The organism is Streptomyces sp. NPDC091282 (assembly GCF_044757385.1).
Lineage (GTDB): Bacteria > Actinomycetota > Actinomycetes > Streptomycetales > Streptomycetaceae > Streptomyces > Streptomyces gramineus.
The window spans coordinates 30,666-55,189 of record NZ_JBIVUX010000017.1; the positions used below are offsets into that span (position 1 = coordinate 30,666).

The 24,524-nt window shown below is 72.2% G+C and carries 22 protein-coding genes; 2 read left to right on the top strand and 20 right to left on the bottom strand.

Going from position 1 to position 24,524, the window contains the following annotated elements:
- Positions 1-107: 107 nt before the first annotated feature.
- Genes ACIQOE_RS41135 through ACIQOE_RS41170 form a run of 8 tightly spaced genes read right to left on the bottom strand, consistent with a single transcriptional unit; the run spans position 108 to position 8,632 of the window.
- Positions 108-707, bottom strand: a complete 600-nt coding sequence (locus tag ACIQOE_RS41135; RefSeq protein ID WP_401417193.1) for a DUF4913 domain-containing protein — start codon at positions 705-707, stop codon at positions 108-110.
- Positions 697-2,436: a type IV secretory system conjugative DNA transfer family protein gene (locus ACIQOE_RS41140; RefSeq protein ID WP_401417194.1), complete on the bottom strand. Its 1,740-nt coding sequence runs from the start codon at positions 2,434-2,436 to the stop codon at positions 697-699. The genes ACIQOE_RS41135 and ACIQOE_RS41140 overlap by 11 nt, the downstream gene beginning before the upstream one ends.
- Positions 2,433-4,031: an ATP-binding protein gene (locus ACIQOE_RS41145; RefSeq protein ID WP_401417195.1), complete on the bottom strand. Its 1,599-nt coding sequence runs from the start codon at positions 4,029-4,031 to the stop codon at positions 2,433-2,435. Before ACIQOE_RS41145 ends, ACIQOE_RS41140 begins: the two co-directional genes overlap by 4 nt.
- 16 nt (positions 4,032-4,047) lie before the next feature.
- Positions 4,048-5,496 carry a PrgI family protein gene (locus ACIQOE_RS41150; RefSeq protein ID WP_401417196.1) on the bottom strand — a complete coding sequence of 483 codons (1,449 nt, stop codon included), beginning with the start codon at positions 5,494-5,496 and terminating at the stop codon, positions 4,048-4,050.
- Positions 5,493-7,046, bottom strand: a complete 1,554-nt coding sequence (locus ACIQOE_RS41155; protein ID WP_401417198.1) for a hypothetical protein — start codon at positions 7,044-7,046, stop codon at positions 5,493-5,495. The genes ACIQOE_RS41150 and ACIQOE_RS41155 overlap by 4 nt, the downstream gene beginning before the upstream one ends.
- Positions 7,043-7,843 carry a hypothetical protein gene (locus ACIQOE_RS41160; protein WP_401417200.1) on the bottom strand — a complete coding sequence of 267 codons (801 nt, stop codon included), beginning with the start codon at positions 7,841-7,843 and terminating at the stop codon, positions 7,043-7,045. The genes ACIQOE_RS41155 and ACIQOE_RS41160 overlap by 4 nt, the downstream gene beginning before the upstream one ends.
- A 13-nt stretch (positions 7,844-7,856) precedes the next feature.
- On the bottom strand, positions 7,857-8,144 hold the full coding sequence (locus tag ACIQOE_RS41165; RefSeq protein WP_401417202.1) for a hypothetical protein: 288 nt from the start codon (positions 8,142-8,144) through the stop codon (positions 7,857-7,859).
- 8 nt (positions 8,145-8,152) lie between these two features.
- Positions 8,153-8,632 carry a hypothetical protein gene (locus tag ACIQOE_RS41170; RefSeq protein ID WP_401417203.1) on the bottom strand — a complete coding sequence of 160 codons (480 nt, stop codon included), beginning with the start codon at positions 8,630-8,632 and terminating at the stop codon, positions 8,153-8,155.
- A gap of 505 nt (positions 8,633-9,137) precedes the next feature.
- On the opposite strand from ACIQOE_RS41170, the gene ACIQOE_RS41175 reads away from it, so the two are divergent.
- Positions 9,138-10,199: an NlpC/P60 family protein gene (locus ACIQOE_RS41175; RefSeq protein ID WP_401417204.1), complete on the top strand. Its 1,062-nt coding sequence runs from the start codon at positions 9,138-9,140 to the stop codon at positions 10,197-10,199.
- Positions 10,200-10,266: 67 nt separating this feature from the next.
- Here ACIQOE_RS41175 and ACIQOE_RS41180 read toward each other — a convergent pair whose 3' ends face one another.
- From ACIQOE_RS41180 to mobC, 3 genes are read right to left on the bottom strand one after another with little or no spacing between them, the layout of a single operon-like run.
- Complete coding sequence (locus tag ACIQOE_RS41180; protein ID WP_401417206.1) at positions 10,267-11,403, bottom strand: hypothetical protein; 1,137 nt, start codon at positions 11,401-11,403, stop codon at positions 10,267-10,269.
- A gap of 17 nt (positions 11,404-11,420) precedes the next feature.
- Positions 11,421-13,190, bottom strand: a complete 1,770-nt coding sequence (locus ACIQOE_RS41185) for a relaxase/mobilization nuclease domain-containing protein (protein WP_401417208.1) — start codon at positions 13,188-13,190, stop codon at positions 11,421-11,423.
- Entirely contained in the window at positions 13,187-13,579 is a 393-nt protein-coding gene (gene mobC / locus ACIQOE_RS41190; protein WP_401417210.1) for a plasmid mobilization relaxosome protein MobC, read from the bottom strand. Before mobC ends, ACIQOE_RS41185 begins: the two co-directional genes overlap by 4 nt.
- Before the next feature lie 287 nt (positions 13,580-13,866).
- Between mobC and ACIQOE_RS41195 the strand changes: the two genes are divergently transcribed.
- On the top strand, positions 13,867-14,238 hold the full coding sequence (locus ACIQOE_RS41195; protein ID WP_401417211.1) for a hypothetical protein: 372 nt from the start codon (positions 13,867-13,869) through the stop codon (positions 14,236-14,238).
- Positions 14,239-14,299: 61 nt separating this feature from the next.
- On the opposite strand, the gene ACIQOE_RS41200 is transcribed toward ACIQOE_RS41195, so the two are convergent.
- From ACIQOE_RS41200 to ACIQOE_RS41240, 9 genes are all read right to left on the bottom strand, one after another.
- Positions 14,300-15,970: a hypothetical protein gene (locus ACIQOE_RS41200; protein WP_401417213.1), complete on the bottom strand. Its 1,671-nt coding sequence runs from the start codon at positions 15,968-15,970 to the stop codon at positions 14,300-14,302.
- A gap of 425 nt (positions 15,971-16,395) precedes the next feature.
- Entirely contained in the window at positions 16,396-18,918 is a 2,523-nt protein-coding gene (locus ACIQOE_RS41205) for a DUF6248 family natural product biosynthesis protein (protein ID WP_401417215.1), read from the bottom strand.
- Between the two features lie 205 nt (positions 18,919-19,123).
- A complete protein-coding gene (locus ACIQOE_RS41210) occupies positions 19,124-19,723 on the bottom strand; it encodes a hypothetical protein (protein ID WP_401417216.1) in 600 nt (199 codons plus the stop codon).
- A 250-nt stretch (positions 19,724-19,973) separates the two neighbouring features.
- Positions 19,974-20,393, bottom strand: coding sequence for a hypothetical protein (locus ACIQOE_RS41215; RefSeq protein ID WP_401417218.1), 420 nt, complete (start codon positions 20,391-20,393; stop codon positions 19,974-19,976).
- A gap of 67 nt (positions 20,394-20,460) precedes the next feature.
- A complete protein-coding gene (locus ACIQOE_RS41220) occupies positions 20,461-21,063 on the bottom strand; it encodes a hypothetical protein (RefSeq protein WP_401417219.1) in 603 nt (200 codons plus the stop codon).
- 97 nt (positions 21,064-21,160) lie between these two features.
- A complete protein-coding gene (locus ACIQOE_RS41225; RefSeq protein WP_401417221.1) occupies positions 21,161-21,736 on the bottom strand; it encodes a hypothetical protein in 576 nt (191 codons plus the stop codon).
- Between the two features lie 87 nt (positions 21,737-21,823).
- Positions 21,824-22,042 carry a hypothetical protein gene (locus tag ACIQOE_RS41230; RefSeq protein ID WP_401417222.1) on the bottom strand — a complete coding sequence of 73 codons (219 nt, stop codon included), beginning with the start codon at positions 22,040-22,042 and terminating at the stop codon, positions 21,824-21,826.
- A gap of 86 nt (positions 22,043-22,128) precedes the next feature.
- Positions 22,129-22,440 carry a hypothetical protein gene (locus tag ACIQOE_RS41235; protein ID WP_401417223.1) on the bottom strand — a complete coding sequence of 104 codons (312 nt, stop codon included), beginning with the start codon at positions 22,438-22,440 and terminating at the stop codon, positions 22,129-22,131.
- 530 nt (positions 22,441-22,970) lie between these two features.
- Positions 22,971-24,437: a DUF2637 domain-containing protein gene (locus tag ACIQOE_RS41240; protein WP_401417224.1), complete on the bottom strand. Its 1,467-nt coding sequence runs from the start codon at positions 24,435-24,437 to the stop codon at positions 22,971-22,973.
- Positions 24,438-24,524: the final 87 nt, after the last annotated feature.

The window sequence follows — 24,524 nt, forward strand, 5'->3', positions numbered from 1 at the left end:
CCGTACGTGTTCAAGCCGTTCAATTGAAAACTAGTCGGGATTGATCACGAAACCCACCTAGTTTTCTCGTAACTCCCCCACCGGCCAGCAAGTTGCGGCCCCTCGCGTCAGGCGTCCTCGCGGCGCCACGCGCTGGGGACGAGACTCGGCATCCGGTGGATGACCTCGTGTTCGCGCTTGGTGCACCCGGCGAAGGGGCCGTTGGGTCCGCGTAGCTCCCGGACGCACGGGTCCAGGTGGTCCCTGTGCCACGTGCTGGGTCCGGTGTAGCCGCAGCTCGCGGGATCGGTGAGTTCCTGCCAGGCGAGCCACAGCGCGTGCAGCCGGGCGACGGCGGGCGTGTGCTCGAACCAGAGGTGGCACCATCGCGCGTCGGAGGCGGCCTCCCCCAGGTATCCGGGCACGAGGACGCCCTCCACCCACTCGGTGAGGGCGCGCAGTTCGTCGTCGTACGCGGGCGAGTCCAGCAGCAGGATCAGCGGCGGGTACTGCTCGCCCTCGTCCTCCTCTTCCTCGTCGACGTCTCCCTCGCCGGCCGCCGCCTCGTCCTCGGCGGAGGCCTCGCCCGGCTCCCCTCCCCCACCGCCGGTGAGGGCTTCGAGCTGCGCAGTCAGCCGGGCGACGGCGGCCTTCAGGTCCTCGACGTCCTCGAACATCGTGACCGGCACGTCCAGCTCCGGGTTGTCGCCGCCGTGCTCATCGGCCACTGCGTGCCGCCTTCCGCTCCTCGTACGCACCCACGGCCCGCTTGGTGATGGCGGCCTCTTCCTCGCGCATCTGGGGGCCGATGTGCGCCATCTTCTTCTCCGCGTACCAGGGCCTCAGAGCGATCTGCGCGACCGGCATGCCGGTGGACAACAGCAGCGCGCTGCCCTTGCGCATGGCGCGAATCTCGGCCGGGTCGAGCACCTGCTCGCGCTGCTCGGACCAGGACCGTGACCCGCCGTCCTTGCTCTTGGAGTACGAGCCGCGCTCGACGTAGTGGGCGCCGGTCAGGGTGGAGACGTCCTGGGCGAACTTCGCGTCATCCAGACCCACACCGATGATCTTCTTGGTGCCCGCGCTCCACATGGCGTCCATGCCGACCTCGCCCCACGCGGCGACACCCTGACGGTAGGACTGGAGGATCACGAACGGTGTGATGCCCCGGCTTCCCAGGTGGGAGTACAGGTCGGGCAGGTCCTTGATGCGGCAGATGTTCGCGGCCTCGTCCAGGATCGCGCGCATCGGCTCCGGCAGGCGGCCGCCGTACCGTTCGCCCGCCTCGGCGGCTGCGGTGAACACGGCGTCGGCGAGTGCGGCGATGACGGCCGACGCGGGGCCGCCCTTCTTGGACAACAGGTAGAGGGTGTCCTTGCTGAGCGCGAACGCCTCGGGGTCGAAGCGGGGGTAGCGCTTGTCGGGCGTCACCCAGGCGAGCACCTTCTCGTCGCGCAGTGCGCTGACGGCGGTCCTCGCGTTCTGGTAGATGCCGCTCTGCGTCTCCTCCGCGATGTTGATCGAGCTGTCGACCTGTTCGGCGAGTACCGGTTCGTGCGTGTAGAGGATGTTGAGCGGGGCTTTTTCCTTCGGGTCACTCAACCACTTCATGACGTCGCGGACGCTGCCGCCGTCGTGGTACGCGGCCCGGAACAGGCCCACCAAGAGGTCGCCGGCGGCCTGACTCCAGAATGGATCGGCTTGATCGCTGGTGATCTGGTTGACGAAGTGGCTGGCCAGGCGCTCGGCGCCCTCCAGCGTCTCCGCCTGGGCGATCATGTCCCACCACATCTGCCGCTCGACCTGGGCGACGCCCTGGGTGTCGAGCACCCACGTCTTCCCGACCTTCGAGCGGCTGCCGACGGTGGCGGCGTACACGTCGGCCTTGTTACTGGTCATCAGCAGTGCGCCGGGGGCCTCCTCCGCCACGGGGATGGCCAGCGACGTCGACTTGCCTGCGCGGGGCGCCATGATGGCGATGTAGGTGTCCTCGTCGCTGCCGCGCAGCTCGACGCCGGAGGGCATGTGGTCCCCGAGCAGCACGCCGCGGTCACGCGGCGGGATCTTCGACGGCTTGGTGCCCTTGAGCGAGGACCGGAGCCGGGCTGCGGTGCTGGCGGCGGCCTTCGGCGTCAGCTCGCGCACCTGGTGCAGGGTCGCGAGGCTGCTGGGGTTCCGGAACCAGCGGAAAGCCCAGCGCAGACCCCAGACGATGAAGACCACCGCGGCCAGGTCCCCGACGGTGGCACCGACGATGGATGCGGTCTGCGCGTGCGGCCACACCGCCGACCATTCGGTGGCCATCCGGAAGACGGTCAGCGGGGAGGCGGGTGCCACGTCCTCGCCGGTCACCAGCGCACCGGCCGCCGCTCCGGCCCACGTCGTGGCGGCCAGCGTCACCGCCCCGCCGGCCACGATCCCGCCGAACGCCCACGCCCGGTCGTTCTCCGTCATCATCGGCTGTCGCCCCCCACGCTCGTCGTCGTCCGGCGCCGGTTGGTGTCCGTGCGGTAGAGCCGCAGCTCGGTCTGCGTCAGCTCCAGCGAGGCCGCGATCCCGGGCCGGGTGCCAATCTTGATCAGGTACTTGCCGCGGCCGGGGTGCCGTGCGCCCTCGTCCTCCAGGGCCACGTTGCTGCCGTCGGCGTCGTCGAAGGTCGGGTCGATGTCGAGCCCGGTCGACGTCGCCGACGACCACGAGCCGATCATCATGCGTTCCTGCTCGGTGAGGGAGCGCTTGCCGGTAACCCGGGTCAGCTCCTCCTCGGAGGACGCGCCGATCACCCACGTGTCGCACCGGTCCATCAGGCCTCTGGCCTTGGCCCGGTCCTGCTCCGTCGGCAATGCCTCGACGTCCAGCAGCGAGTGCGTGACGTAGATCGTCACGTCGTTCGTGGTGCGGTTCAGGCGGCTGATGGCGTCCATCGCGTCCACCAGGCCGGGCCCGCTCCTGAGCGCGCGCCACATCTCGTCCATCGGCAGCACGAGGGAACGGTCCATGAGGCCGATGCTGCGGGCGGAGTCGATCGCGGAGTAGGTGTACGCCCAGGTGGCGATCATCCCGGCCGACACAACGTCATTTCCGCGGGCCCGCAGGGCGGAGATGTCCACGGACACGGCGGGCGCCGAGATGTCCAGGGGGGTCGTCGTCGGGCCGTCGAAGAGGCCCTTCAAGGGCCCGCCGATCAAGTTGTCCAACCCGGCGATCACCGACCGGGTCAGGTCCTGGTAGCGGTCCCCCTCGGCGGCCAGCTTCGTGCGCAGTTCCTCGGGCGCCGCGCGCAGGGCCCGGACGACGTCGGCGACCACGGGGTCGCTGCCGGACTCCTGCGCGGCGGACGCGACCTGCACCGCAGTGTCGAGCGCCGACCTCTCGATCTCGTTCGGGGACCTGCCGAGTCCGTGCTTCGTGGACAGCAGGGCGACCAGGGTTTCGAGTCTCCTGCCGTTGAGGACGTCCAGCAGGGACTCGCGCCGGTCGACGGGCAGCGTGTGCACGCGCCCCTTCAACGGGCCGCTGTCGAGCGGGTTCAGGCGGCCGATGCCGTCGCCGATCCGTACGACGGAGCCGCCCAGTTCGCGGATCAGGTCGCTGTACTCGCCCTTGACGTCGCCGGGGACGCAGACCATGTGCCCGTATGCCGAGTAGACCAGGCACACGCGCTTGACCAGCGCGCTCTTGCCCGCGCCCGGCTGGCTCATGACCCAGACGCCCGGGTTGGTGGTGAGCTTGCCGGTCCATCCGCTGGGGTCCACGCACACCAGCTCGCCGGTGAGCACGTCCCGACCGACCGGCACGCCGCGCGGCGGCAGGCCCGACCCCAGAAGGAAGGGGTAGATCCCGCCCGCCTGCGAGGTCGGGCCGGTGTAGACGGTGCCGGTGTCCTCGACCGGCGAGCGGCCGCCGAACCGCCCGCCCCATCCGAGCCGCGGGGCGAACCGCCCTTTCAGCTTCTTCTCGACCCGTCGCTCCTCGCGGGTCGGGGCCTGCTCGACCACCCGGACCACCCGCTTGGGCGTGGTCACCGGCACCTGCTTGGGCTTGCGTGCCATCGTCGTCAGCCCTCTCTCACTTCACGAGCGGCGAGTAGCCGATCGGCAGTCCGGCCGCGAACACGGCGGCCTGTGCGCCGAACGCGCTCCGCATCCGGATGCCTCGGGTCGCCTTGACCGCGCGGGCCAGTTCCTGGCGCGCGGCGGGCAGGTCGGCGGTGCGGCGAGCGGTGGCGGTGACCATGAGGGTCCAGTCGACCACCTGGGAGCCGCCGGCCACCTGCGCGGCGGCCCGCTCGGCGCGCTGGAGGTCCGCCTTCTGGCTGTACTTCGCGCGGCCCTTGACCTCGGCGGTCGCCCGCGCCCGGTCCTGAGCGTTGCTGATCTCGCGCTCCAGCACCGCCTCGCCCTCGTACGGGTCCAGGACGCGGTAGCTGAGCGTCAGGCGTCGCTGGTAGCGGCCGGGGGCAAGCAGCGGCAGCAGCACGGAGTACGGCAGGGGACGGCGCGGCATCTCGCGCAGCACCCAGCTGATGGAGACTCCGCCGTCGTGCGCGTACTCCTCCCAGCCGTCGTCGGCGGCCTGCGGCCCGCACTCTGACCAGCTCAGCTCCTCGAACTCCTTGTCCCTCGCGTTGAACACGTCCGGGTCGTAGGCGGACCTGACGATCCGGCGCAGGTCGACGTCGGTGGCCCGTCGCTCGATGTCCGTGCCGGTGCCCGACAGGTCGAGCGAGTCGACGACCCGCAGCGCCTCGGCGACCTGCTCCGCGAGGTCCGCCGGCGCGTTGACGGTCGCGTTCGGGTCGACGGTGACGCTCATCCACGGCGCCACGCTCGCGGTGGCGTGCGGCGTCGTGCGGACCAGCTCGTCAATGATCTTCTTGGCGAGCTGCGGAGCATTCGGGTCCTTGCGGACCGCGACGTCGTCCCCGAGTGCCTCCCCCGCTCCCGGGGTGATCTGGATGGTGACGGATGCGCCCTTGACCTGCTCGTCGGTGCTCATCGCGTCCAGCACGGACGACCAGGTGCGCAGGCTGCTCTGCACGGCCCCGGTGGGCGCCATGAGGCTGCCGCCCGGGGCGAGCAGGGTGGTGATGGTCATGTAGCCGGTCGCCCGGTCGTGGACCACGCCGACGGGTCGGCCGCTGGTCGGATCGTGCGCCTTGATCAGGGTGGAGCTGGCGCCGACGCCGGGCAGGTCCAGGGCGTACGGGTGCGGCAGCAGCAGACGCCGGTAGGAGGTGGCGTCGAACTTCGCCGCCCGCTTCCAGGCGACCTTGGCCCAGTAGTAGTTCAGCGCGGACATGCCGTGCCGCTTGGCGGCGGCCAGACCGAAGATCGCAGCGGTCACCGGCAGGGTGATCAGCAGGGACAGCGGGACCTGGGTGGCGATCAGTCCGTCCGCCATCAGGATGGCTGCCGCGAAGATCGTCGCGTTCCGCGACAGCCCGCCGAACCCGAAGGAACGGCGGGCGCGGAAGCCCTCGACCATCAGCGTCTTGGGCACTTCGTGGGTGGTCACTGGTTCTCTCCGCCGATCTGTCCGCTCGCGCCCTGGACCGCGTCGTTGACGCCGTCCAGGACCTGGATACCGGCAGCGACCGCGATCCCGGCCGGGCCCGCGGCGGCCGCGGCACCGCCTCCTCCTGCGGCTGCCGCTCCTCCGGCTCCGGCACCTGCACCTGCCGCACCCGCTCCGGCGCCTGCCCCGGCTGCCGCACCTTCGGCGCCGGCGGCGCCTTCGGTTCCGGCCTGCCCGGGCACGCGGGTACCGGCCTCGTTCCGGGCGGCCTGCGCCTGGGCGTCGCCGCCCTGGCCGCCGTTCTCGCCGGAGCCGCCGTCACCGCCGCCGCCGTTCTGGCTGCCCATGCTCTGCTCGACGTACCGGGCGTGCTCGACCGCGCTCGACGGGCTGTCGCCGCCGCCGCTGTCGTCGTCGCCTCCGGCCTTCCCGGCGAAGTAGCCCGCCGCCGCGGTGAGGGCCCCTCCGGCGCCGCCCGCACTCATGCCCGCGCCAACCGCCGCCCCGAACGGGGCGAAGATCTTAGTCAGCGGGCCGGGCGCGATGACCGCGAGGAGGAGCGTGGCGCAGCCGCGCAGCCATTCCGGGAGGGTCTTGGCGTGCCCGAACTCGGCGAATCCCGTGCAGATGATCACGGCGACCATCGGCTTGTACGCCACGATGACCATGCCGGAGGTGATGAGGGTGGGCGCCCACTTGCGGGTGACTTCGCCGCCGGTCCGGCCGCCGCCGGCCACGGGGATCAGCAGGCAGATGATGGGGATGGCGCTCTGCCGAAGGAAGATCATCACCATCAGGACGAAGCCGATCAGCAGCAGCACGCCGACGACGCACAGCAGGGTGATCGGGTTCGAGACCGCGGCGGGCAGCAGGACCGCGATGATCCGCTCGTAGGCCTGCCCGTCGTCCTTGAACGTGGCGTTGACCAACCCGGCACTCAGCGCGTCCCCGAGCGTCAGCAGGAACGCGAACAGGCTCACTCCGAGGGCGGAGAGGAAAAGGTTCTCCACCCATCCCCGCATCGCCACTCCGGCGTGCTGCGCCTTGCCGGTGACGGCCATCTTGGCAAGCTGCCAGATCACCCCGGCCGCGGCGATCACCAGCCCGAGCCAGACGAGCATGCCCGCGAGGGTGGCCTTGCCGGTCCACAGGCCGGTGCCCTTGAGGTCCACCGACGGCCCGAGCAGGGCGAACGTCAAGACCTTCTTGATGACCCACTTGGTGACGTCCTGGGCGGACTTGATCATGTCGCCCAGCACCGAGTCCCAGACGTTCTTCCAGGCCTCCTTGATGGCCTTCTCGCCCGCGTCGCCGACCGCGTCGCACATGTCCGAGCCGGTCAGGCCACCGATGCCGGTCAGCTTCCCGCCCGTGTGCAGGATCGTCCCGAGCACCGGCCCGGTGCCGATCCGGCACGCTCCTTCTATCGTGTTGCCGATGATGCCGTCGGCGCGCGCGGGCTGCGGCGCCGAGACGGAGACGCCGAACACCGCGACCAGGGCGAGCAGGATCGCGGCGAACCGGCGGCCCACGACTCCCTGGCGGCTCACGATGCCTGCCTTATGGCCGTCCAGCCGGAGCTGTTGAAGTCCGCGTCACCCGGCGCGACGATGTGCGGCTGGGGCTGGCCCTGGACGTCGCTCTGCGCGCGGGCGGTGGCGTCACCGGTGAGCTTCCAGTCGCCGCCCTCCCACTGGGCGCCGGCCAGAGTGCGGGTGTAGGAACCCTTCTCCTTCGCCGTCTCGCCGTCCTTCTGGACGACGCGCGACAGCAGCCACGCGCTGACCTCGGTGTCCGACTTCTTGATGACCTTGTAGCCCACCACGGTGCTGCGGACGTACGCGCCCGACGGCAGGGGCTGCCCGGCCGCCACGCCCATCTGCTTGGCGAGGGCCTTGTCGCTCTGCTGGCCGTTCAGCTCGATCTGCTCGGCGTTCTCCGCGGACTGGTCGGCTTTGCCGATGTACGAGCGATAGATGCGCAGTTGCTCATTCGTGTTGGTCTTGTCGCCCTCGATGTCGGTCGAGTTGGCCGCGAGCATCATCGCCACGGCCCCCTCGGTCGTCTTCGGGAACCCGACCTGGCTGCCGTGGTCGTCGGTGCGCTTCCCCCGCGGAAGCGCCGCCCACGAGTTCGGCTCGGTCCAGTCGTCCGGCGGCGCGTACGTCGCGCTCGGCCCCGGCGACGCGGACGCGCTCGCGCTCGCCCCGCCCTTGCCCGCCGGGGTGTCCCCGCCGTCGTCGCCGCCGCTGAGGACGGCGTAGCCGGTCAGGGCGAGCACGGCCGCGAGCACGCCGCCCGCGAGCCACGTGCCCTTGGTGTTGAACGTCCCCCTGGTGCGTCCCATGTGTCCCCCCGCCTCAGCCTGCGATGCCGTTGAGGATGGCGATCAGGGAGCTGGAGACGATGATGGCCACCAGCCCTCCGCCCATCCACTTGAAGGGCTCGCTGCCGCCGCCGTTGCGGCTCTTGTCCGAGACGGCGAGCTTGTAGACGCCGAAGATGACGCCGCCGACCCCGGCGAGGATCAGCAGCCACAACGCATATCCGAAGATCTCGGAGACCGGGCCATCCATGCCCGGGATCTTCGTCGGCTTGGCTCCGGGGATCAGCCCGGCGAGAGTCACGTCGGCGGCTGCCCGCTCCATGCCCATGATCATTTCCCTTCGATCGTGCGCCGCAGCTTCTCGGCTGCGGACCGGACGTCCTTGTACTCCAGGGCCTCGTCAGGACCCTTAACGGCCCGCAGAACGGGCAGGTACGGCAGCTTCGCCACTCCGGCCAGCCGCCCCTCCAGGGCGCGGACCAGGAACCGGGCGTCCTGCACTGGGCGGGCCGGACTGTCGGCCACCCACACCAGCCACGGCCGGGGCAGCGAGCCCCAGCGCTGGAGGGTCTGCTCGACCATCTGCGCGCCGTACAGCGTCGTGTCGGCAACGAGCACCGGAGAGGCGCCGTACGGGATGTGCTCGCCGTACGCGAGGATTCGGGCCCGGGCGCCGCCGGCGTCGTTGTCGAGCATCTTGGCAACCGTCGCCACTGCAATGCCGACACCCATGTCGACGGGCATCAGCGCGTACCGGAGAGCAACCGGCGCACCGGTGCCCGGGGTTGATGTCACCGATTGGGCGGTCATGCCGCAACTCCCCCCGTATAGCTTCGTTTAAGACGCGATGTTGGGCTCTTGAGATCACTGAGGCTAGCGTGAACCCCCGACAAACCTTGATGGCGTTTTTACCGGAGCCGGAGGTCAGGTCACGGATGGCGCTTCACGGGAGCGCCCGGCGGGGGGAGAGACACCTGCACGGCAGGGGCTGTTTCGAGACGGCGGTTCGAGCACGACCGGTGGAGTCGTCCCTAGTCACAGCGTCAACACGCGTACTCATCAGCCACACCCCCGAGTCGCCAACCGTTCCGTGTGGACGCCTCCGCCGCGCTGTGCGCGGGCAGGAGGGACGCGCTTTCGCTGAGCGAACTCGCCCCACACGAGACTGCTTCCGACCCTACGTGAGCCGTGATCCGTTCGACGGCCCGGCCCGCCTCAATGCAGGCGCGCACGGCGGGCGCCTCGTGATCTAGTACCGCAGCAAGTCGCACAACCGGCACGAGCGAAACGAGAACAAGCACGGGGGGAATGGCACGTGAAGGTGCTGATGGGGGCCGCCGGGGCGGTCATAGGACTCGTCGTCCTGGCGCTCGTCGTGGTGGTGGGCGTGGTGGTGTCCGACGATGACGCCTCGGCCGCCGAGACGACCGGCGGCGGTGGGCTGCGCGGAGTGCCCACCGAGTTCCGCAAGTGGATTCTCAAGGCAGACGACGCCTGCGCCGAGCAGGAGATGACCCCGGCCCTGCTGGCCGCCCAGCTCTGGCAGGAGTCGAAGTTCGAGACCTCGCCGGAGAAGGCGACCAGTGGCGCCGGCGCGCAGGGTCCGGCGCAGTTCCTGCCCTCGACGTTCGCGACCTGGGGACGCGACGACGACGGCAACGGCGAGACCTCGCTGTGGGACATAGGCGATGCCGTCATGGCGCAGGGCCGGATGATGTGCTCCCTGCTGAAGCAGGCGAAGTCCTCGGGCTTCCCGGGCGACGTCCGCGGCCTCGCGCTGGCCGGGTACAACGCGGGCTGGGGACGCGTCGAACAGTTCAAGGGCGTCCCGCCGAAGAGTTTCGCGGGCGGCGAGACGTTCAACTACGTCCAGCTCATCCTGAGCTACCTGCCGCGCTTCCAGGGCCCGAGCCTGATCCAGGTCTCCGGCTCCGGCTCCGCGGCCGACGCACTGCGCAAGGCCGTCGGACGGATCGGCACCCCGTACGCGTGGGGCGGCGGCGGACCGGGCGGCCCGTCACGCGGCTTCTGCGACGGCACCAACGGCTACCTGAACGGCGAATGCGTGGCCTCCAGCACCATCGGCTTCGACTGCTCCGGCCTCGTCCAGTACGCCTTCGCCCCCAAGGCGAATCTGCCGCGCACAGCGTCCGCGCAGTACGGCGCGACGTCCGACCGGCCGGTCTCCAGGTCCGACCTCAAGCCGGGCGATCTGCTGTTCTGGTCGCACGGCGGCAGCGGCTCGATCTACCACGTCGCGATCTACGCGGGCGACGGCAACGTGCTGCAAGCGCCGCGCACAGGCAGGAACGTCGAACTGGCTCCCCTGACCTCCGCGATGCCGGAGCGCGACTACTACGGCGCCACTCGGGTCTGACCCTTCAACACGTGTGCCGCAGACCCCCGGTTGGGGCCTGCGGCACACGTGCTTTCGGGGGTCTCGGCTACTTGGACTTGCCCCGCGTGGGAGCGGGTGCGGGCTGGCGGTGCGAAGCCACTCCGGCCTCCGCGGGTGCTGCGGCCTTCGCCGCCTTAGTAGGGTCCACGCTCGGTGACGTGGCCCTCGCCGCCGCGGTGTTCACCTTCACCCGCGACTCCCCCGGCGCACCGCCCGCCGGACGGCGCAGTGCGTCGCTGGCGGCCTGCACCAGTCGGGTCCCGAGCTGGGCATCGGGCCCCTCCTGCCAGGACGTGTCCTTGGCGAGGCGGGCCAGGTGCTCGCGCACCGGCTGCCCATCGGTCTCCATCTGCGCCATCCGACGGGCCACCAGGGGCCACTGACGGGACGCCACCAACAGGTCCGCCTCCCGTTCGTGGCCTGGCATCGCCTCTCGAACCCAGCGGGTGTACCGCTGGTTCTCCTGCGGCGAAATGGCCAGCTGGTTGAACGCCCGCTCGCGGTCGGACAGGTCGAGATCCCGGGGGAGGTCGAGCCCGGTCGTCAGCGGCCCGTACGACAGCTGGGCGTCCCGACTCATCGCCGGTTCGGCGGCCGCCCCGAGTCCCTTCGCCACCGCCTGGTCGACGGCCAGGACCTCGTTGTGCGCGGTCGCCAGGACCTCGCGCACGTTGACGCCCTTCTCCTCCAGCCGGGCCATCGTCGCGGCCATCTCCGGCCAGGCCGGGGAGTTCAGGATCGCTTCGCGCACGGGTCCCGCCGGCAGCGTCTCGCGCACCGTCCGGACCCACTGGTCGGTGCTCTCCGATGCCTTGGCCGCGACCTGGTCGCGCACGTTCACCGCGATCTCGCCGACGCGCGGCAGGACCTGGTCCAGGTCGACGCCCGCCTTGCGCAGGGCAAGCAGCTGCTGCGCGAGCTGCGGCCAGTCCGCCTCCTCCACCAGCGCCGTGGAGATGTCGGAGGGAAGCAGCCGCTGTACGTCCTTGCCGACCTCGTTCACCGCCTCCTCGGCGGCCGGGAGGTCGTCCTCCTTCCCCTTCTGCTTGCGCTGCTGGTGGCGTCGCGCGGCGTCCGCGATGGCCATGACCAGACGCGCCGCCATGACCGCGGTCTGCACCGCCTCGGCGGCGGACTCCGCGAACGCCTCCCCCGCGCGCTCCTCTGGTGTCGGTGATGTCATCTCGCGCTCTCCCCTCGTTAGCGGCCCCGCTTCGGGCCCTTGCGCTGCTGCTCCTCGCCGGGCGGCCGCCGTGTCGGTGACGGCGCCCCCTGCTTGCGGGCCGGGGCGCTTCGCCCGGTGCCGCCGGCGGGCGCGGCAGTTGTGCCGCTACCGGAGGCGGCGGCCGCCGAACTGCGCTGCCGCTGCCATCCGTCCAGGCGCCATACAAGCACTTCGGCGACCGAGTCCGCTGAGTTCAATTCCCTGCGGGCCGCGACCGTCGCCAGGACGTCGCCCGGATCGTCGCCCGCCTTCTCGACCTCGACCAGACGGGCTCTCAGGGCGGGCCACGCCGGATCGGCCAGGACCTCCCGGGCGTGGTCGGGGATGGCCTCCTGGACCGTGCCGACCATCGGCCGGGTTCCCGGCGCCGTGACCGCGCGCCGTCCGGTCCCCGCTCGGGGTGCGGTGCGCTTGGCCCGGGGCTTGTACTCGCGTGCCGCGTTGACGCCGACGGTCACCTCGACTGCCTCGTGCAGCAGTCGTCCGGCCCGTCCGGCGGCCTCCGCCTGGACGCGGTGCTCCTGCGCCTGGTGCCAGCGCCGGGAGGCCTCCACCGCAGTCACCAGGGCGAGCAGCAGACCGAGGGCGGCGACCGTGTCGTTGCGGCCTACGGCCGACACAGACCGGGCGAGGACCTGGTTCGACTCCCGGTACAACTGGCGTGCCTGACCATCCATCTGGCGGGCGGCCGGGGCACGGGATGCCCGCTCGTACTCGTACGCGGCCTTCCGCATCTGGCTGCGCACCAGGTACGGGGACACGACGGCGGCCGTCACGATCAGGTCTCCGAGCGCGGCCACGTCTCCGGCACCCTCGTGCAGTCCTCCGGCACCGAGCTGGTCGGCGGCGGCACGGACCTTCTCCGCCGCCGTGCGCCACGCATCCGCCGGCGCGGCCGCGGGGTTCACCGGCGGTCCGCTCCAGCGTTCGCGTACGCGCGGCAGGGACAGGTCCGGGGCGAGCTTCGTGCCCGGGAAGAACACCGGCTTCTGTCCGCTGTCGCGATCTCCGGGCAGCGCCACGGAGTAGCCGGTCGTGTTGCCGTCCGGGGCGATCCGCTGCTTCACGCGCAGCCCGGCCGCGGCGAGCCGGGCGAAGAAGTCGGCGTCGCTCACGGCGGCGGCCGCCGCCTCGCGCACGGTGCGCTGGAGCGTCTCGCGGACCGGCTCGGACAGCCCCCGGCGCGTTGCCTTGTCGGCCTCTCCGGTCTTCGACCACCTGCGGGCGGTTCCGTCGGCGTGGGTCAGGCGGCGCAGACCGAACTCGATCTCGAACCCGCGCGCGGCTTCCTGCATCCGGAGCTTGCTCCAGCTCGTGTCCGGCTGACGGTCGTCCTCGCGGGCACGGGTCGCCACGATGTGAATGTGGTCGTCGGCGTGGCGCACGGCCACCCACCGGCACCCCTGGTCGTCGGTGTGCGGGGCGATGCCGGCGGCGTGCATCATCTCGCGCGCCACCCGGGCCCACTCCTCGTCCGTGAGGAGTCTGTCCTCCGGCGGGTTGCGCACCGCCACGTGGAAGACGTGCAACGGCGGCTTCCTGCCCGTCAGGGCGCGTACGGGTGCGTCCAGCAGCATCGCGAGATCGGCGATCGAGAAGTCCTCCGACTTCACCGGATCGGGTACGAAGGGGTCCCACGCGGCGACCATGTGCGGGTCCACGTGTTCGTCCCGCTTGCCCGGCCCGTACAGGTAGTAGAGCAGTCCGGCGGTGTCGTCGCCGGGCGCTGCTTCCTTCGGAATCATGAGCGCGGCCGCCGCTCTCTCATCACCTGGAGGGTGGCCTCGTCGACGTGCCGGACGGTCTCCTGGACCAGCGCCAGTACGGCCCTGATCTGAGCGTTGGTCACCTCGCCCTCGGCGTTCAGCACGTGGGCCACCTGGTTGAGGTTGTTGCCGACACGGCGCAGCTGTGCGCGCTGCCGGATGAGTTCCTGCAAGACCGCCTTGGAGTCCGCCGAGACGGGGACCACCTGTTCCGTGGCGACGGCCAGCGACGCCTGGCCGACCCACGCGGCCAGTGCCTGGTTCTCGCGGTCGGCGGCCTCCTGCACAATCGCCAGTTCGGCGTCGTTGAAGGAGACCTTAAAGCGGTGCGACCGGGTCCCGCCCGGCTCGCGCCCACGGCGCCGCACCGGAGGACGCGACGCCCTCTCATCCACCGGCGGCTCGTCCACGCTGGCGCCCCCTCTCCTACCCCTCCCGGTCCATCCCTGGACCAAGATCGATGACGGCCAACCTAGTGCAGACCGGCCAGCGATATCCGGTTACTGGGCCCAGTAACCTACAACTCGCTGCCTGTGGTTAATGCCTCCCCGAAAAGCGCGGCTATTCGTGACGCGCGGTCAAAACTGCTGCTGCCTGCGGCATTTCCGACCGGATATCGAGCGGCCACCCGAATGACGAACGCTACGATCACCGCATGCCAAGCGCTGATGAGATCTTGCAGAAGATGATGGAAGTCCAGGAACGCCGGATGGCCGCTGCGGGCCCCCTGGTGGAGGTCCTGTCCAAGCGGAGCGGCCTCCTGGAGCAGCTCGCCGAACTCGACGAGCCGTACGGCAAGGCGTACGTGGACGCCGAAGCGGCGGGCTGGACGGCGGATGAGCTGACGAAGCTGGGCGCGGACGAGCCGGTGAAGCGGCCGCGGAAGCGGTCCCGCCCGGCGGCGAGGAAGGCCAATGCGCAGGCTCCTGCGGTCCCCCCGGCGGACGGCTCGCCGGCGGGCGCCATCCCCTCGCAGGACGGCGCCTCCTCGGCTGACGGCGTGACGTCGGGCGCGGCCTCCGGCTGACCCCCGGCCAGACACAGAGAAGGGGCCCCGCGGTGCGGGGCCCCTTCGTCGTGTGTGCCTGTCAGGCGACGGGCGACCGGCCGGTGTTCTGCGCCGGGATGCGGTGGGCGAACAGCATCTGCAAGAGCATCTGTCCGCTCTCCTCGACCTCCGTCGGGCGGTACAGCCCTTCGACGTACGCCCGCGTCTTGGCCTCCCACCGGGGGTCTCCGAGGATGCGTCCGAACAGCGCGGCCGCCACCATCGGGCAGACGATGTCGGCGCGCTGCTGGGTGAGGTTCCGGATGCCGCGGCCGCGGCCGACGTGGTGGGCCGGGTAGTCGCCGGGGAGTCCGACCAGGCGGCTGATGTCCTCCAGCGTGATCCGCTCGCCGGTCTCCGCGCACGTCCACCCGTAGGCGGTCGCTGTGATGCACGTCGACGGGAGGTCGGCGCTGCGGGAGCTGCCGCCCTTGGCGCGGCCGGTGACCGGGTCCAGGGGGCGGTTCCCGCGCGTCAGGTAGTTGCGGCCGGTGGGCCATCCGACGACGTCGGCGAACGTCGTGACGGGGAACGGCTCGGTGGGCGTCAGGTCGACGAACGGGCGCTCGCCGCGGTAGGCGGCCATCAGGCGGCGCTTGCGGTGCGAGGCGGAGCCGTAGTCGACCGCGTCCAGCGTGAACGCCTCGGTGGTGTGCCATCCGGCCTCGCTCAGGCGGTTCATCAGTGCGGCCTCGATCCGGGCGGGCAGGGCGCTCGACTGCTCGACGGCGACCCACTCCACGCTGCCGCCGCGGGCGAGCATCGCCAGGGGCCAGATCACGACCTCCGCCATCAGTCCGGCGCGGGCGTCCTCCAGCTCCTCCAGCGGCTCGCGGACCTCGTCCCACGTCATCCGGGAGCGCGGTGCGTAGCCGTCCTCGCACCCGGGCGCGACGTCGCCGCCGTCGGGGGTGACGACCGGGAAGAACCCGGCGGCCGCGGCGGCCTCCAGCACGGTGCGCTCGATCAGCTCGATCGCGCCCGTGTAGTGGCCCTTGCGCAGACCCGAGGGGTTGTACGCCTGGCATGGCGGGGTGAGCGCAATCCCGGTGACGTGCTGGAGGCACGGGTGCTCGGGGTCCAGGTCGGTGACGTTGGCATGGATGGTGCGGTACCCGGCGGCCGTCGACGTCGCCACGGCGCCGCGGTCCAGGTCGACGCCGACGATGTCGACGTTGGCGCGCAGGATGCGCAGGATGCCGTGCGTCAGTCCGCCCGGGCCGGTGAACAGGACCACGATCCGGGGGCGGATCACGCGGCCCTGGCCGTCCTTCGCCGGGGGGAACAGCCACTCCACCGGCCACGGTCCCGCGTACCACTGCAACAGCTCGTAGGTCTCGCGGTCCAGGGCCACCAGGCGCTCGGCGGCCGTCTCGGCAGTGCCCTGGGACTCCAGCCGGTCCAGCGCCATCGCGGCGCGCTCGCCCTTGGCCGCGCGGCCGCACTCTGCGGCCTCCTCGTCCTCGCCGTCGACGACCGCGTATGCGCACTGGATGACGCGGAGCATGGCCTCCAGCGCCCACCCGTCGGCCTCCTCGTCCGGGTGCGCCTGCGCGAAGTCGACGAGCAGATCGGCCGTACGGCGGCACTCGATCAGGTCCGGGTGACCGGCCGCCTGGTGCAGCGCGGCCGCGTCCTCGTCCTGGTCCTCCGCCACGTCGGCGAGCCACTCGGGCAGCGCCGCCCGCTCCCCCGCTTCGGTCTCGATCATGTGCCCCTGGTCCTTGTCGTTGAGGTCCTCGGTGGTGCCGGTCCGGGATTCCCGCCCCGTTCCGACACTGCTAATTCAATCAACTTTTGGGGGTCGGGTCAAGGCGTTCGCGCAGGTCACATGGTGTTTTCGCTCCGGCGTCGGAACGCCGTACGACGACCCCGGTCGGGGGGCTCCCTCGTCGGTCGGGCAGGCGTCAGCCGCCGCGGGCCGTGTCGGGGTGCCGGGCTCGCCGGAGGCGACCGCCGCAGGCGGCTTGGCCTGGCGGCCCGGCGCGGGCTGTGGCCCCCTCGGGGTGCCCGTCCGGCGAGGGAGTCCCCCGGCCGCCCCCGCCCCCGCACCACCCACTCACCACCAGGTCGACATCCGTCCCCCCGCCCCCTTGGAGAGAGGGCCGGGGGGTGTGGGGGGCAGCGCCCCCCGCGTCACCACAAGGCGGCCTGCACCGCGTCCGCCTCGGGTGCCCGGGCGGGCGCGGCGGCCTGCGCGAGAGTGGGCTCGGGCGCCGTCTGCGGACCGGCCGGAACGGGCTTCTTCTTCCTCGCCGGCCGGGCCGGTGCAGGGCCGTCCTTGGGGCACTCGCACCGGCACCACCACACGCACGGCTCGCCGCCCGGCCGGGGGATGAACTCGGCGACGGTGCGCCCCTGGTGGTTGGTCACCCAGTCCCGGTTGCTGTCGACGCTCGGGCCGCCCTTCTGCCGGTGGACGCAGATGTCGTGCCGCCCGGAGAGGCAGTTCCAGCAGGTGCCCCGCTCGCACATGCTCCACCGGTGGAACCCGAATGGGTAACGGTCCTCCATCTCCTGCCAGTGCGCGGGCCAGGCGTGCTCGCGCACCCACGCACCGGCGTCCTCCGACATCGGCGACGCGTTGGGAACCGGGTCGGTGATGCCCATGATCAGGGCTCCCTGGAGGTTGAGCAGTGGCATGTCCTGCACCCGCTCGCGCTCCTCGGGAGTGAGCACGCGCTGCGGGCGCCGGATGGCCGTGCGGGCGGCGTGCGCGGGCTGCTGCTCGGGGGCGGCGCGCGGCGCGAACAGACGCCGCAACAGGGGCTGGTCGGTGCGCGCCGGCGTCGTCACCGGCTCCGGCGCCGCTGCCGGAACGGCGGCCGCGGGAACGAGTGCGGTCTCCGTCGGGGCCGGGTCGTCCGGGCGCCGCTCCTCGCCCTTGAAGTAGCGGCCCTCGGAGAGCAGCGGGTAGCCGCCGCTGCGCTTCGGGATCGGGGCGAGCCGGGCGTCCTTCGCGGCGGCCTCGGCGAAGCCCTGGCGCTCCGCGCTCAACACCAGACGGGCCACCCGGCGGCCGGTCGGTGACTTCACGAGACGGCGGCGGCCGTTGCCGTCCAGGTGCACGTCCAGCAGTCCGGCGGCCCACAGGCCGGTCACCCGCGAACGGGCCACGCGCTTGTTCACGTCCCAACGGTCCGGGACGCAGTCCAGGGCCCAGAAACCGTCTTCGTACTCGGCCAGTTCGGCGTGCTCCGCCCAGTGCAGCACGGTGCGCTGCGCGGCCGACAGCGGCCAGCGTTCCACCTCCGCGATCTCCTCCGAGGTGAGCAGATCGTTGTACGAGCGATGGGCGCCGTCGAAGTGCTCGCGGGCGGCCTCCGCGGCCTCGTACTTGTCGTGCCACTGGCCGGACAGCGTGGCGCGGTCGCCGTGGCAGCGGCCGCACTGGATGCCCCACCACTCGCGGTACCGGGTCGACACCAGCGGCAGGAAGTACATCCCCGGCGGCAGGGACGGCCCGGCCGTGACCGGCGTCGCGGCGGGCTCGGCGGCCGCCGCCGGCGCGTCCTCGACGCGGGGTTCGCCGCCGGGGCGGAGTCCGCTGCCGGGGCAGTCATCGGCCGCGACGCGAGTGGGCTTGTGGGGCGCGAGGACACCGGACACGGTGGCCTTGCGCAGACCGCAGCAGGGGCACCGTGCGGTGCTCTCCACGACGGGATCGGGGGTCTCGACGCCGGGGCAGTAGCCGCCCTCGTCCTCCCACTGCTCGGTGGCCTCGCGCGCGGCGCGGGCCTCCTGTTCGGCGAGCGTCACCGGCCGCTGGTACCGGCGCACCGTGCTGCCGTCCATAGCCGGGAGACGGCGGGCGGCGGCCTTCTTGTCGTCCATGCGGCGGTGCCGCTTCGCTACGCGGGCGTAGCGGGCCTCGTACGCCGCCTTGTCGCTCTCGTACAGGCCCGCCGGGTGCAGCCGCGCCAGTTCCAGGGCGACCTGGCCGCTCGGGGCGGGCACGAGCACGCTGACGCCGTCGGCCGCGTCGACGGCGGCGAGGTACCCGGCGGCGCGCAGGTCCTGCGTCCGTTCCCGGCTGACCTTGCGGCCGCCGCTCCACACGCCGTGCGCGGCGGCCTGCCGGACCTGCCCGTCGCGCTGGTACAGGCGGCCCGTCTCCGCGGCCTCAAGTACCCGCACGTGCCCGGCGGTCCAGCCGAGTGCGGGAACGATGCTCTCGGCGAGGTAGGCGTTCATCCGGGCCAGGTGGCGGTTGTCGGCGTCCATGCCGGTCTCGGCCCGCTCCTCGACCTCCTGCTCGGCCTCGGCTCGGCGCTGCTCGCTCTCCCGCTCGGCGTGCTCCTCGGGCGTGAGCCTGCGCTCCAGCTCGGTGCGCAGTTCGGCGGCCGTCACCTCGACCCCGGCCGCCTCCTGGGCGCGCACGGCGTAGTCGACGGCGCCGCGGGCGCAGTAGCGCAGCGCGCTGTCCGGCATGCTCGGGTCGGCCGCCCACTGCTCCGCCCGGGCGGCGTGCCCGTCGGCCTCGACGGCCTCCCGGTGCACGGCGTGCATGACCTCCTCGCGGTGGGCCTCGGTGCGGGAGCTGCTGCGGCACGCGGCGTTCAGCGCCGCGTCGTCGGCGGCAGCGGCGAGTGCGGCGGCCGCGCGGACCACCCGGAGGCAGGTCTCGGGGGTGGGCTCCCCCGCCTCGATCTCGGTCATGGGCACGTCCTGTCGTTGGGATTCTCGGTGGCGCCGGTCTGGGATTCCCGCCCCTTTCCGACACTGCTAATCCAATCAAGTTTTGGGCCGTGGGTCAAGGCGAAAGAGCAGCTCAGGGCTGCTTTTCTGACCTTTTCCCGGGCGCTCCGGCGACCGGCGTCCGCCCGGTCGGGACGATGCCGACCGTGCGCGTCGCGGCCGCCGGTCAGCCCTGCCTGCGGGCCTCGGTGACGGCGCGCTTCCAGGTGCTCAGGCCTCCGCCGTGCTGCTCGGCGAGGGCGGCCGCGGTCTCCCCCGCCTTCCGCCCGGGCGCGGCGGCCAGGGCCTCGACCGCCAGGGCGACCTTGGGGTCCGGGCCCTTCACCGGCGTGCGGCCGGCCGCTCCGGCCCGGGGCCCGGCGTCGGCGTAGGCCCAGAGCTGGCGCCGGGTGCGGTACTCGCGCGTGCGGCCGCTCTCCAGCTCCTCCTCGCGCACGGGCGCGGGCCACCCGGGCGGCGGGTTGTCGCGGTAGTGGCTGATCGCGCTGAGGCTGATCCCGAGCACCTTGGCCTGGTCCGCCGGGGGCAGCTCCTCGTCGGGGCTGCCGCTGTAGTCGACGCCGTTGCGCTGCCGCCGGTACTCGGTGTGCCAGCGCTCCCAGACCTCCAGGTCCCAGTACAGGGCGCGGTCGATCCGGCGGGCGGGCGGGTGGCCGTTGCTCTCGCGCTCCGCCCACAGGGCGCGCAGGGTGGCCTCGCCCTTGAACCCGGCGCGGGCGGACAGCTCGGCCCGGGTGGCGTAGGGCCGTCCGTCGATGGTCTTCATGGGTCCTGCTCCTTGGTGTGTGTGGAACGCGTCTACCATGTTGGCGTGCTCGGTTGACGGCCTGTTGAGGGCCTTCGGTGGCTGAGCCGTTGCGGCCGACGGGATTCCCACGCTTTTGCGCCCCGTCGGCCGCCTGCATGTCCGGGGCGGTCCGGCCGAAGGGGGGCGGGGATTTCCGCTCCCCGCTCCCCTCGCCGGCCGGGCCGGGCCCCCGATCAGCAGGGAGCGCGGGCGCCCTGGGCTGGCGGCGTCACCACAGCCGTCCGGCGGTCTCGCGCCACTCGGGCTCCTCGCCGTCCTCGAACGGTTCGATCACGCCCTTCGTGCCGACGTCGCCGTCCTGGTAGTGCAGCTCGCCGTCGAACTCGTGGGCCTCGCCCATCCACCCGGACAGGGCCACGAGACGGCGGTTGATCGAGAACGAGTAGGTCTCGGGGTCGTCCACCCGCAGGTACTTGATGGCCTTCGGGCGGCCCTGGTCGTCGGTGCCGCTGTCGGTGTCGGGTACGAGCACCCACGCTTCGCGCCCGACCAGCGCCGTCAGCTCGCTCTCCGGGATGCCGTGGGGGGCGACGTGGAAGTCTCCGCCCTCGGTCAGCTCCCACAACTGCGCGAGCGGGACGGGCGGGCACAGCTCGACGGTTCCCTCGACGCTGAAGTCGACTGCCATGAGGTTCCTCCTGATGGGGGGCGCCGGGCCCGGCGCTCGTCCGGGCCCGGCTGCCTGCGGGTGGGGGCTACTGCTGGTAGGCGGTGATCAGTTCGCGGACCTTCGCGTCACCGACGCAACCGGCGGGCGCCCCGAACTCCTCGGACGCCGGGTGCCGGTAGGTGCTGGGCAGCGCACCCACCGGGCGGCCGCGCAGGTGGGACCAGTAGCGCGGGCCCTGCCATCCGCACAGCTCGCACTCCATCCAGTGCGGGTTGTCGGAGCCGGGGAACCCGGTGAACGGCCGCCACCGGAACGTCGCGAGCGAAGCCATGACCAACGTCGCCGCGTCGACGTTGCGGGGGCTCTCCGGCATCCGCTCGTGCAGCAGCGGCACCGGGTTCATCAGCACGGGCACCGGGGCCGTCACGGCCTCCAGCGTCATAGCCGTGATGTGACCGGCTCCGTACTGGGTGGCCACGTGCCCGGCCGCGGCCAGGGCGGCGGCCTGCGGGACGCCGCGGCGGCCCTTCTCGGGACGACCAAGGTTGTGCTCGCCGCTGCTGGTGATGGTGAGCCAGTCGCGGTGCCAGCGGAAGACGGCTCCGATCACGGTGTCCGCGCCGGTCAGGACGGGGTAGCGCTGCTCCCAGTCGGGGGCGCCGAGCCGGAACGCCGGGGTCTTGGTCATGTGCGTGCCTTTCGTTGAGGTTGATCGGTGTCGGGCGGCCGGGCCGGTGGCGCGGGCGGGGATTCCCGCCCCCGCCCGCGTCACCGGGGGCCGCGGGTCAGCGGCAGGTGGGGCGGCCGTAGACCATGCACCCGTGCCGCAGGTGGGTCATGAACTCCAGGTGCTCCGCGCACATGGCGGGCGTCCACGGGCACAGCGGGGAGATCGGGAAGTAGGTGCACGCCTCGGGCTGCTCCTGGGCGGCGAAGGCGTCCTCGTAGTCGCCGTACAGCTCGCCGTCGCTGCCGCCGTCGGCGATCCGGATCGCGAGCCACCCGCGCTCGCCGCACTCCAGGTGGCGGTCGATCTCGTCGCCCATGCGGACGGCGGCGTTGAACGCGGCGAACTCGCGGCGGGCGACGTGGGCGGCGTGGCCGTGGCTGACGGCGGTGAGGGCGAGCAGCCGCACCGTGCCCTCGGCGTCCAGGCAGTCGCCCTCCAGCTCGTCCCACTGGAGCTGCCGCTCGACCGGGTCGGCGGCCCGGCGCTCGACGTAGCGCACCCGGCGCTCGGGGGTCCGGCCCGCGCGGACGTCGTCGACGGCGGGGCCGTCGTCCGCGATGACGAGGTACTCGGCGGGGGCCTTGTCGAGCTGCACGCGGGAGGCGGTGGGGATCTGGCTGGTGATGGTCATGTGCGTCTTTCCGGTCGTTGAGGTTCTTCGGTGGTGGGCTCCGGCGGGGGGAGCGGGATTCCCGCCCCGCTCCCCCCGCCGGTCTCGTCACTGCGGCTGGGTGACGTGCTCGATCTCGCGGGCCTGGTAGCGCCCGATGTACCGGCCGCCGAAGGTCACGCAGCAGTACCACTTGGTGGGCGCGTACTCGAAGGTGAGCCAGCCCTGGACCACGCCGTCACGCGGAAGCTCGAAGGGGCCCTCTCCGGCCTGGGTCACCTTGTCGCCCTTGGTGAACCCTTCGCGGCTGTCCATGCGGTCGACCATCGCGCGGTTCCTTTCGTTGAGGTGGTCGGTGGTCCGGCGGGGTGGACGGGATTCCCGCCCCGTCCACCCCGCCGGGTGACGGTCGCTCAGGACCGGCGGGCGATCTGCCGGGTGAGCACGTCGTAGCCCGCGCCGCCCTTGGCCTGGAGCAGTCCGCCGTGCAGGTCGGCGCGCTCGATGCCGGTCAGCGGGCGCACGCCGTGCTCGGCGAGGAAGGCGTCGACGGTGTCCACCGCGTAGGCGGCGGTCTCCAGCCACTCGCCGCTGCCGTGCACGTCCAGGACAGCGCCGTCCTTCCACAGCTCGACGTAGTAGAGGCGCAGCACCGGCTCGAACGTGGGCTTGAGCTGGGTGTTGGCCTCGTCGTCCAGCAGGAGCGGACCGAAGGTGACGGCCATGATGATCCTTTCGTTGAGGGTTCTCGGTGGTGCCGGTCCGGGATTCCCGCCCCGTTCCGACACTGCTAATTCAATCAAGTTTTGGGGTCAAGGTCAACCCGAAACGGCAGCTCAGGCGGTGTTTTTCGGGGTCGTGTCCGGCGTCCGCACGCCGCACGACGGGCCGGTCGGGGGATTCCCTCCGCGGCGGGGCAGGCTCCGCCGACCACGGGCCGTGTCGGGGGGCAAGCCCGGATCAGCCGCGAAGCGGCCCGGGCTTGCGGCCCGGCGCGGGCCGTGGTCCCCTCCGGGTGCCCCGTCGCGGAGGGGAGCCCCCGGCCACCACCCACCCGCCACCACCCACCGGCCGCAAGATCGAAAACGGCGCCCCCACCCTCTGTGGAGGGTCGGGGGGTGTGGGGGGCGGAGCCCCCTGCATCACCACCGGCGGCGGAACTCCGGCCGGACCGGCGCACCCCCACCCTGTTGTGCCGGAACAACGGGGCGAGGGTGCGGGGTGACGGTTTGTTGGGTCGACACAACGAGGGGCGTCAGTCGCCGTGGTCCTCGCGCCACTCCTTCATCGCCTTGGACACGGTGGCGGGTGCGACGCCGACGGTGGCCGCGAACTTCGCCTGCGAGGGCGGCGGCTGCTCGGCGTCCTTCGCCCGGAGGTAGTCCTCCGCGAGGCGCCGGCGCCCGGCGCGGTCCTCGGTGTACCGCTCGGCGGGCTGTTCGTACCCCTCCCCCGCGCCGTCGCCGGCGACGTCTTCGCGGTACCCGTTCGCACCGTTCACGCTCGGCGCGGCCGCGTACGCAGGGGCATTCGCGGTGAGGGCTCCGGCGTTCGCGCCCACCAGTTCACGGTCGCCCTGATCCGCGGAACCGTCCGGGCTGTATGGGGCGGGCACGGTGCTCCTGACGACCGACCGCGAGGGTGCGACCGCGGGCACGGTCGTGCGTTCGCGGTGCGAATCGCGCAGGTCAGAGCTGATCGACGGGGCCGGAGCGGGCGCCGCGACCGGCAGGCGTTCGCTCGCTGGCTCCCAGGACGTTCGCGCTGTCGCCATGTCGACGAGGGGACCGTTCGCGGCCGCCGGGACCGTCGACATGTCGTTCACGGGTGCCGCCTCCTCGGCGTACGCACCCCCATTCGCGCCGTTCGCGGGAGGGCCGCCGGGGGCGAGGGCTTCGCGGTCCCCGTTCGCACCGTTCGCGGTGAGCGCGGGGGCCGCGTTCGCGGTCGGCAGGTCGACGTTCGCGATCAGGTGCGCGGGGATCGACAGGCCCCGGCTCGCGTCGCGCATGGCCCGCAGCTGGCCCGGGTGAGCCTTCTTCCGCCACTTCCTGCCGTGCTCCTTGCGCAGCTCGTCGCGCAGGGTCAGCCGGTCCCGCTCCAGGTCCAGCGCGGCGGAGCGGGTGTAGACCTCCCACAGCCGCATGCGCCGCCACACCCCGAAGGTGGAGACCGGGGCGAGGACCCATCGGGCGATCCCGAGCGGCTCGTACTCGTGGCCGTCGGCGATCCGCGCCCGGCGGGCGATGGCCCGGCGCAGGGCCTCGGTGATGACGACGACCAGGCCGGGCATCGTGGCGTGCGCGGCCGCCTCGACGTAGTCCATCCACCCGGCGGAGCCGTCCGCCGGCCAGCCGCTGGACGCGTTGAAGACGACGGTGGCGACGGTCAGCACCCACGCGAACCACCGCAGGATCGGCGCCGGGGTGCGGATCGCGCACAGGAACAGGTCGGCCGCGATCAGCCCGATGATCCCGACGTCGATGCCGACGGGGAAGACGTACGCGAACCAGCCCCAGCCCCAGTCGAGCGCGAGCTGGCGCACCGAGCGGTACGAGCCGGTGAAGCCGATGACCGCGAGGACGGTGGCGGCGGTGGCGACGACGATCGCGGCGGCCATCAGGCCCCCGCGGATCGGGACCAGGACGTCGCCGTCGGCTGCGGCGCTGCTGGCGGGTATCGGCGGTCGTCGCTCTGCGCCGGGCACCGCGTGCGTGGTCACGGCGGGCACTCTCCTTGGTTTCGCGGTCTGGGGCGATCAGCACGGTACCGAAGTGGGTGACCGGTGGGGCCGCTGATACCGGCGGGC

Excerpts from the sequence above, each read along its gene's own strand:
- ACIQOE_RS41140 (WP_401417194.1), bottom strand. The coding sequence starts at position 2,436 with ATGATGACGGAGAACGACCGGGCGTGGGCGTTCGGCGGGATCGTGGCC.
- ACIQOE_RS41145 (WP_401417195.1), bottom strand. The coding sequence starts at position 4,031 with ATGGCACGCAAGCCCAAGCAGGTGCCGGTGACCACGCCCAAGCGGGTG.
- ACIQOE_RS41160 (WP_401417200.1), bottom strand. The coding sequence starts at position 7,843 with ATGGGACGCACCAGGGGGACGTTCAACACCAAGGGCACGTGGCTCGCG.
- ACIQOE_RS41165 (WP_401417202.1), bottom strand. The coding sequence starts at position 8,144 with ATGGAGCGGGCAGCCGCCGACGTGACTCTCGCCGGGCTGATCCCCGGA.
- ACIQOE_RS41170 (WP_401417203.1), bottom strand. The coding sequence starts at position 8,632 with ATGACCGCCCAATCGGTGACATCAACCCCGGGCACCGGTGCGCCGGTT.
- ACIQOE_RS41180 (WP_401417206.1), bottom strand. The coding sequence starts at position 11,403 with ATGACATCACCGACACCAGAGGAGCGCGCGGGGGAGGCGTTCGCGGAG.
- ACIQOE_RS41185 (WP_401417208.1), bottom strand. The coding sequence starts at position 13,190 with ATGATTCCGAAGGAAGCAGCGCCCGGCGACGACACCGCCGGACTGCTC.
- ACIQOE_RS41195 (WP_401417211.1), top strand. The coding sequence starts at position 13,867 with ATGCCAAGCGCTGATGAGATCTTGCAGAAGATGATGGAAGTCCAGGAA.
- ACIQOE_RS41200 (WP_401417213.1), bottom strand. The coding sequence starts at position 15,970 with ATGATCGAGACCGAAGCGGGGGAGCGGGCGGCGCTGCCCGAGTGGCTC.
- ACIQOE_RS41205 (WP_401417215.1), bottom strand. The coding sequence starts at position 18,918 with ATGACCGAGATCGAGGCGGGGGAGCCCACCCCCGAGACCTGCCTCCGG.
- ACIQOE_RS41210 (WP_401417216.1), bottom strand. The coding sequence starts at position 19,723 with ATGAAGACCATCGACGGACGGCCCTACGCCACCCGGGCCGAGCTGTCC.
- ACIQOE_RS41215 (WP_401417218.1), bottom strand. The coding sequence starts at position 20,393 with ATGGCAGTCGACTTCAGCGTCGAGGGAACCGTCGAGCTGTGCCCGCCC.
- ACIQOE_RS41220 (WP_401417219.1), bottom strand. The coding sequence starts at position 21,063 with ATGACCAAGACCCCGGCGTTCCGGCTCGGCGCCCCCGACTGGGAGCAG.
- ACIQOE_RS41225 (WP_401417221.1), bottom strand. The coding sequence starts at position 21,736 with ATGACCATCACCAGCCAGATCCCCACCGCCTCCCGCGTGCAGCTCGAC.
- ACIQOE_RS41230 (WP_401417222.1), bottom strand. The coding sequence starts at position 22,042 with ATGGTCGACCGCATGGACAGCCGCGAAGGGTTCACCAAGGGCGACAAG.
- ACIQOE_RS41235 (WP_401417223.1), bottom strand. The coding sequence starts at position 22,440 with ATGGCCGTCACCTTCGGTCCGCTCCTGCTGGACGACGAGGCCAACACC.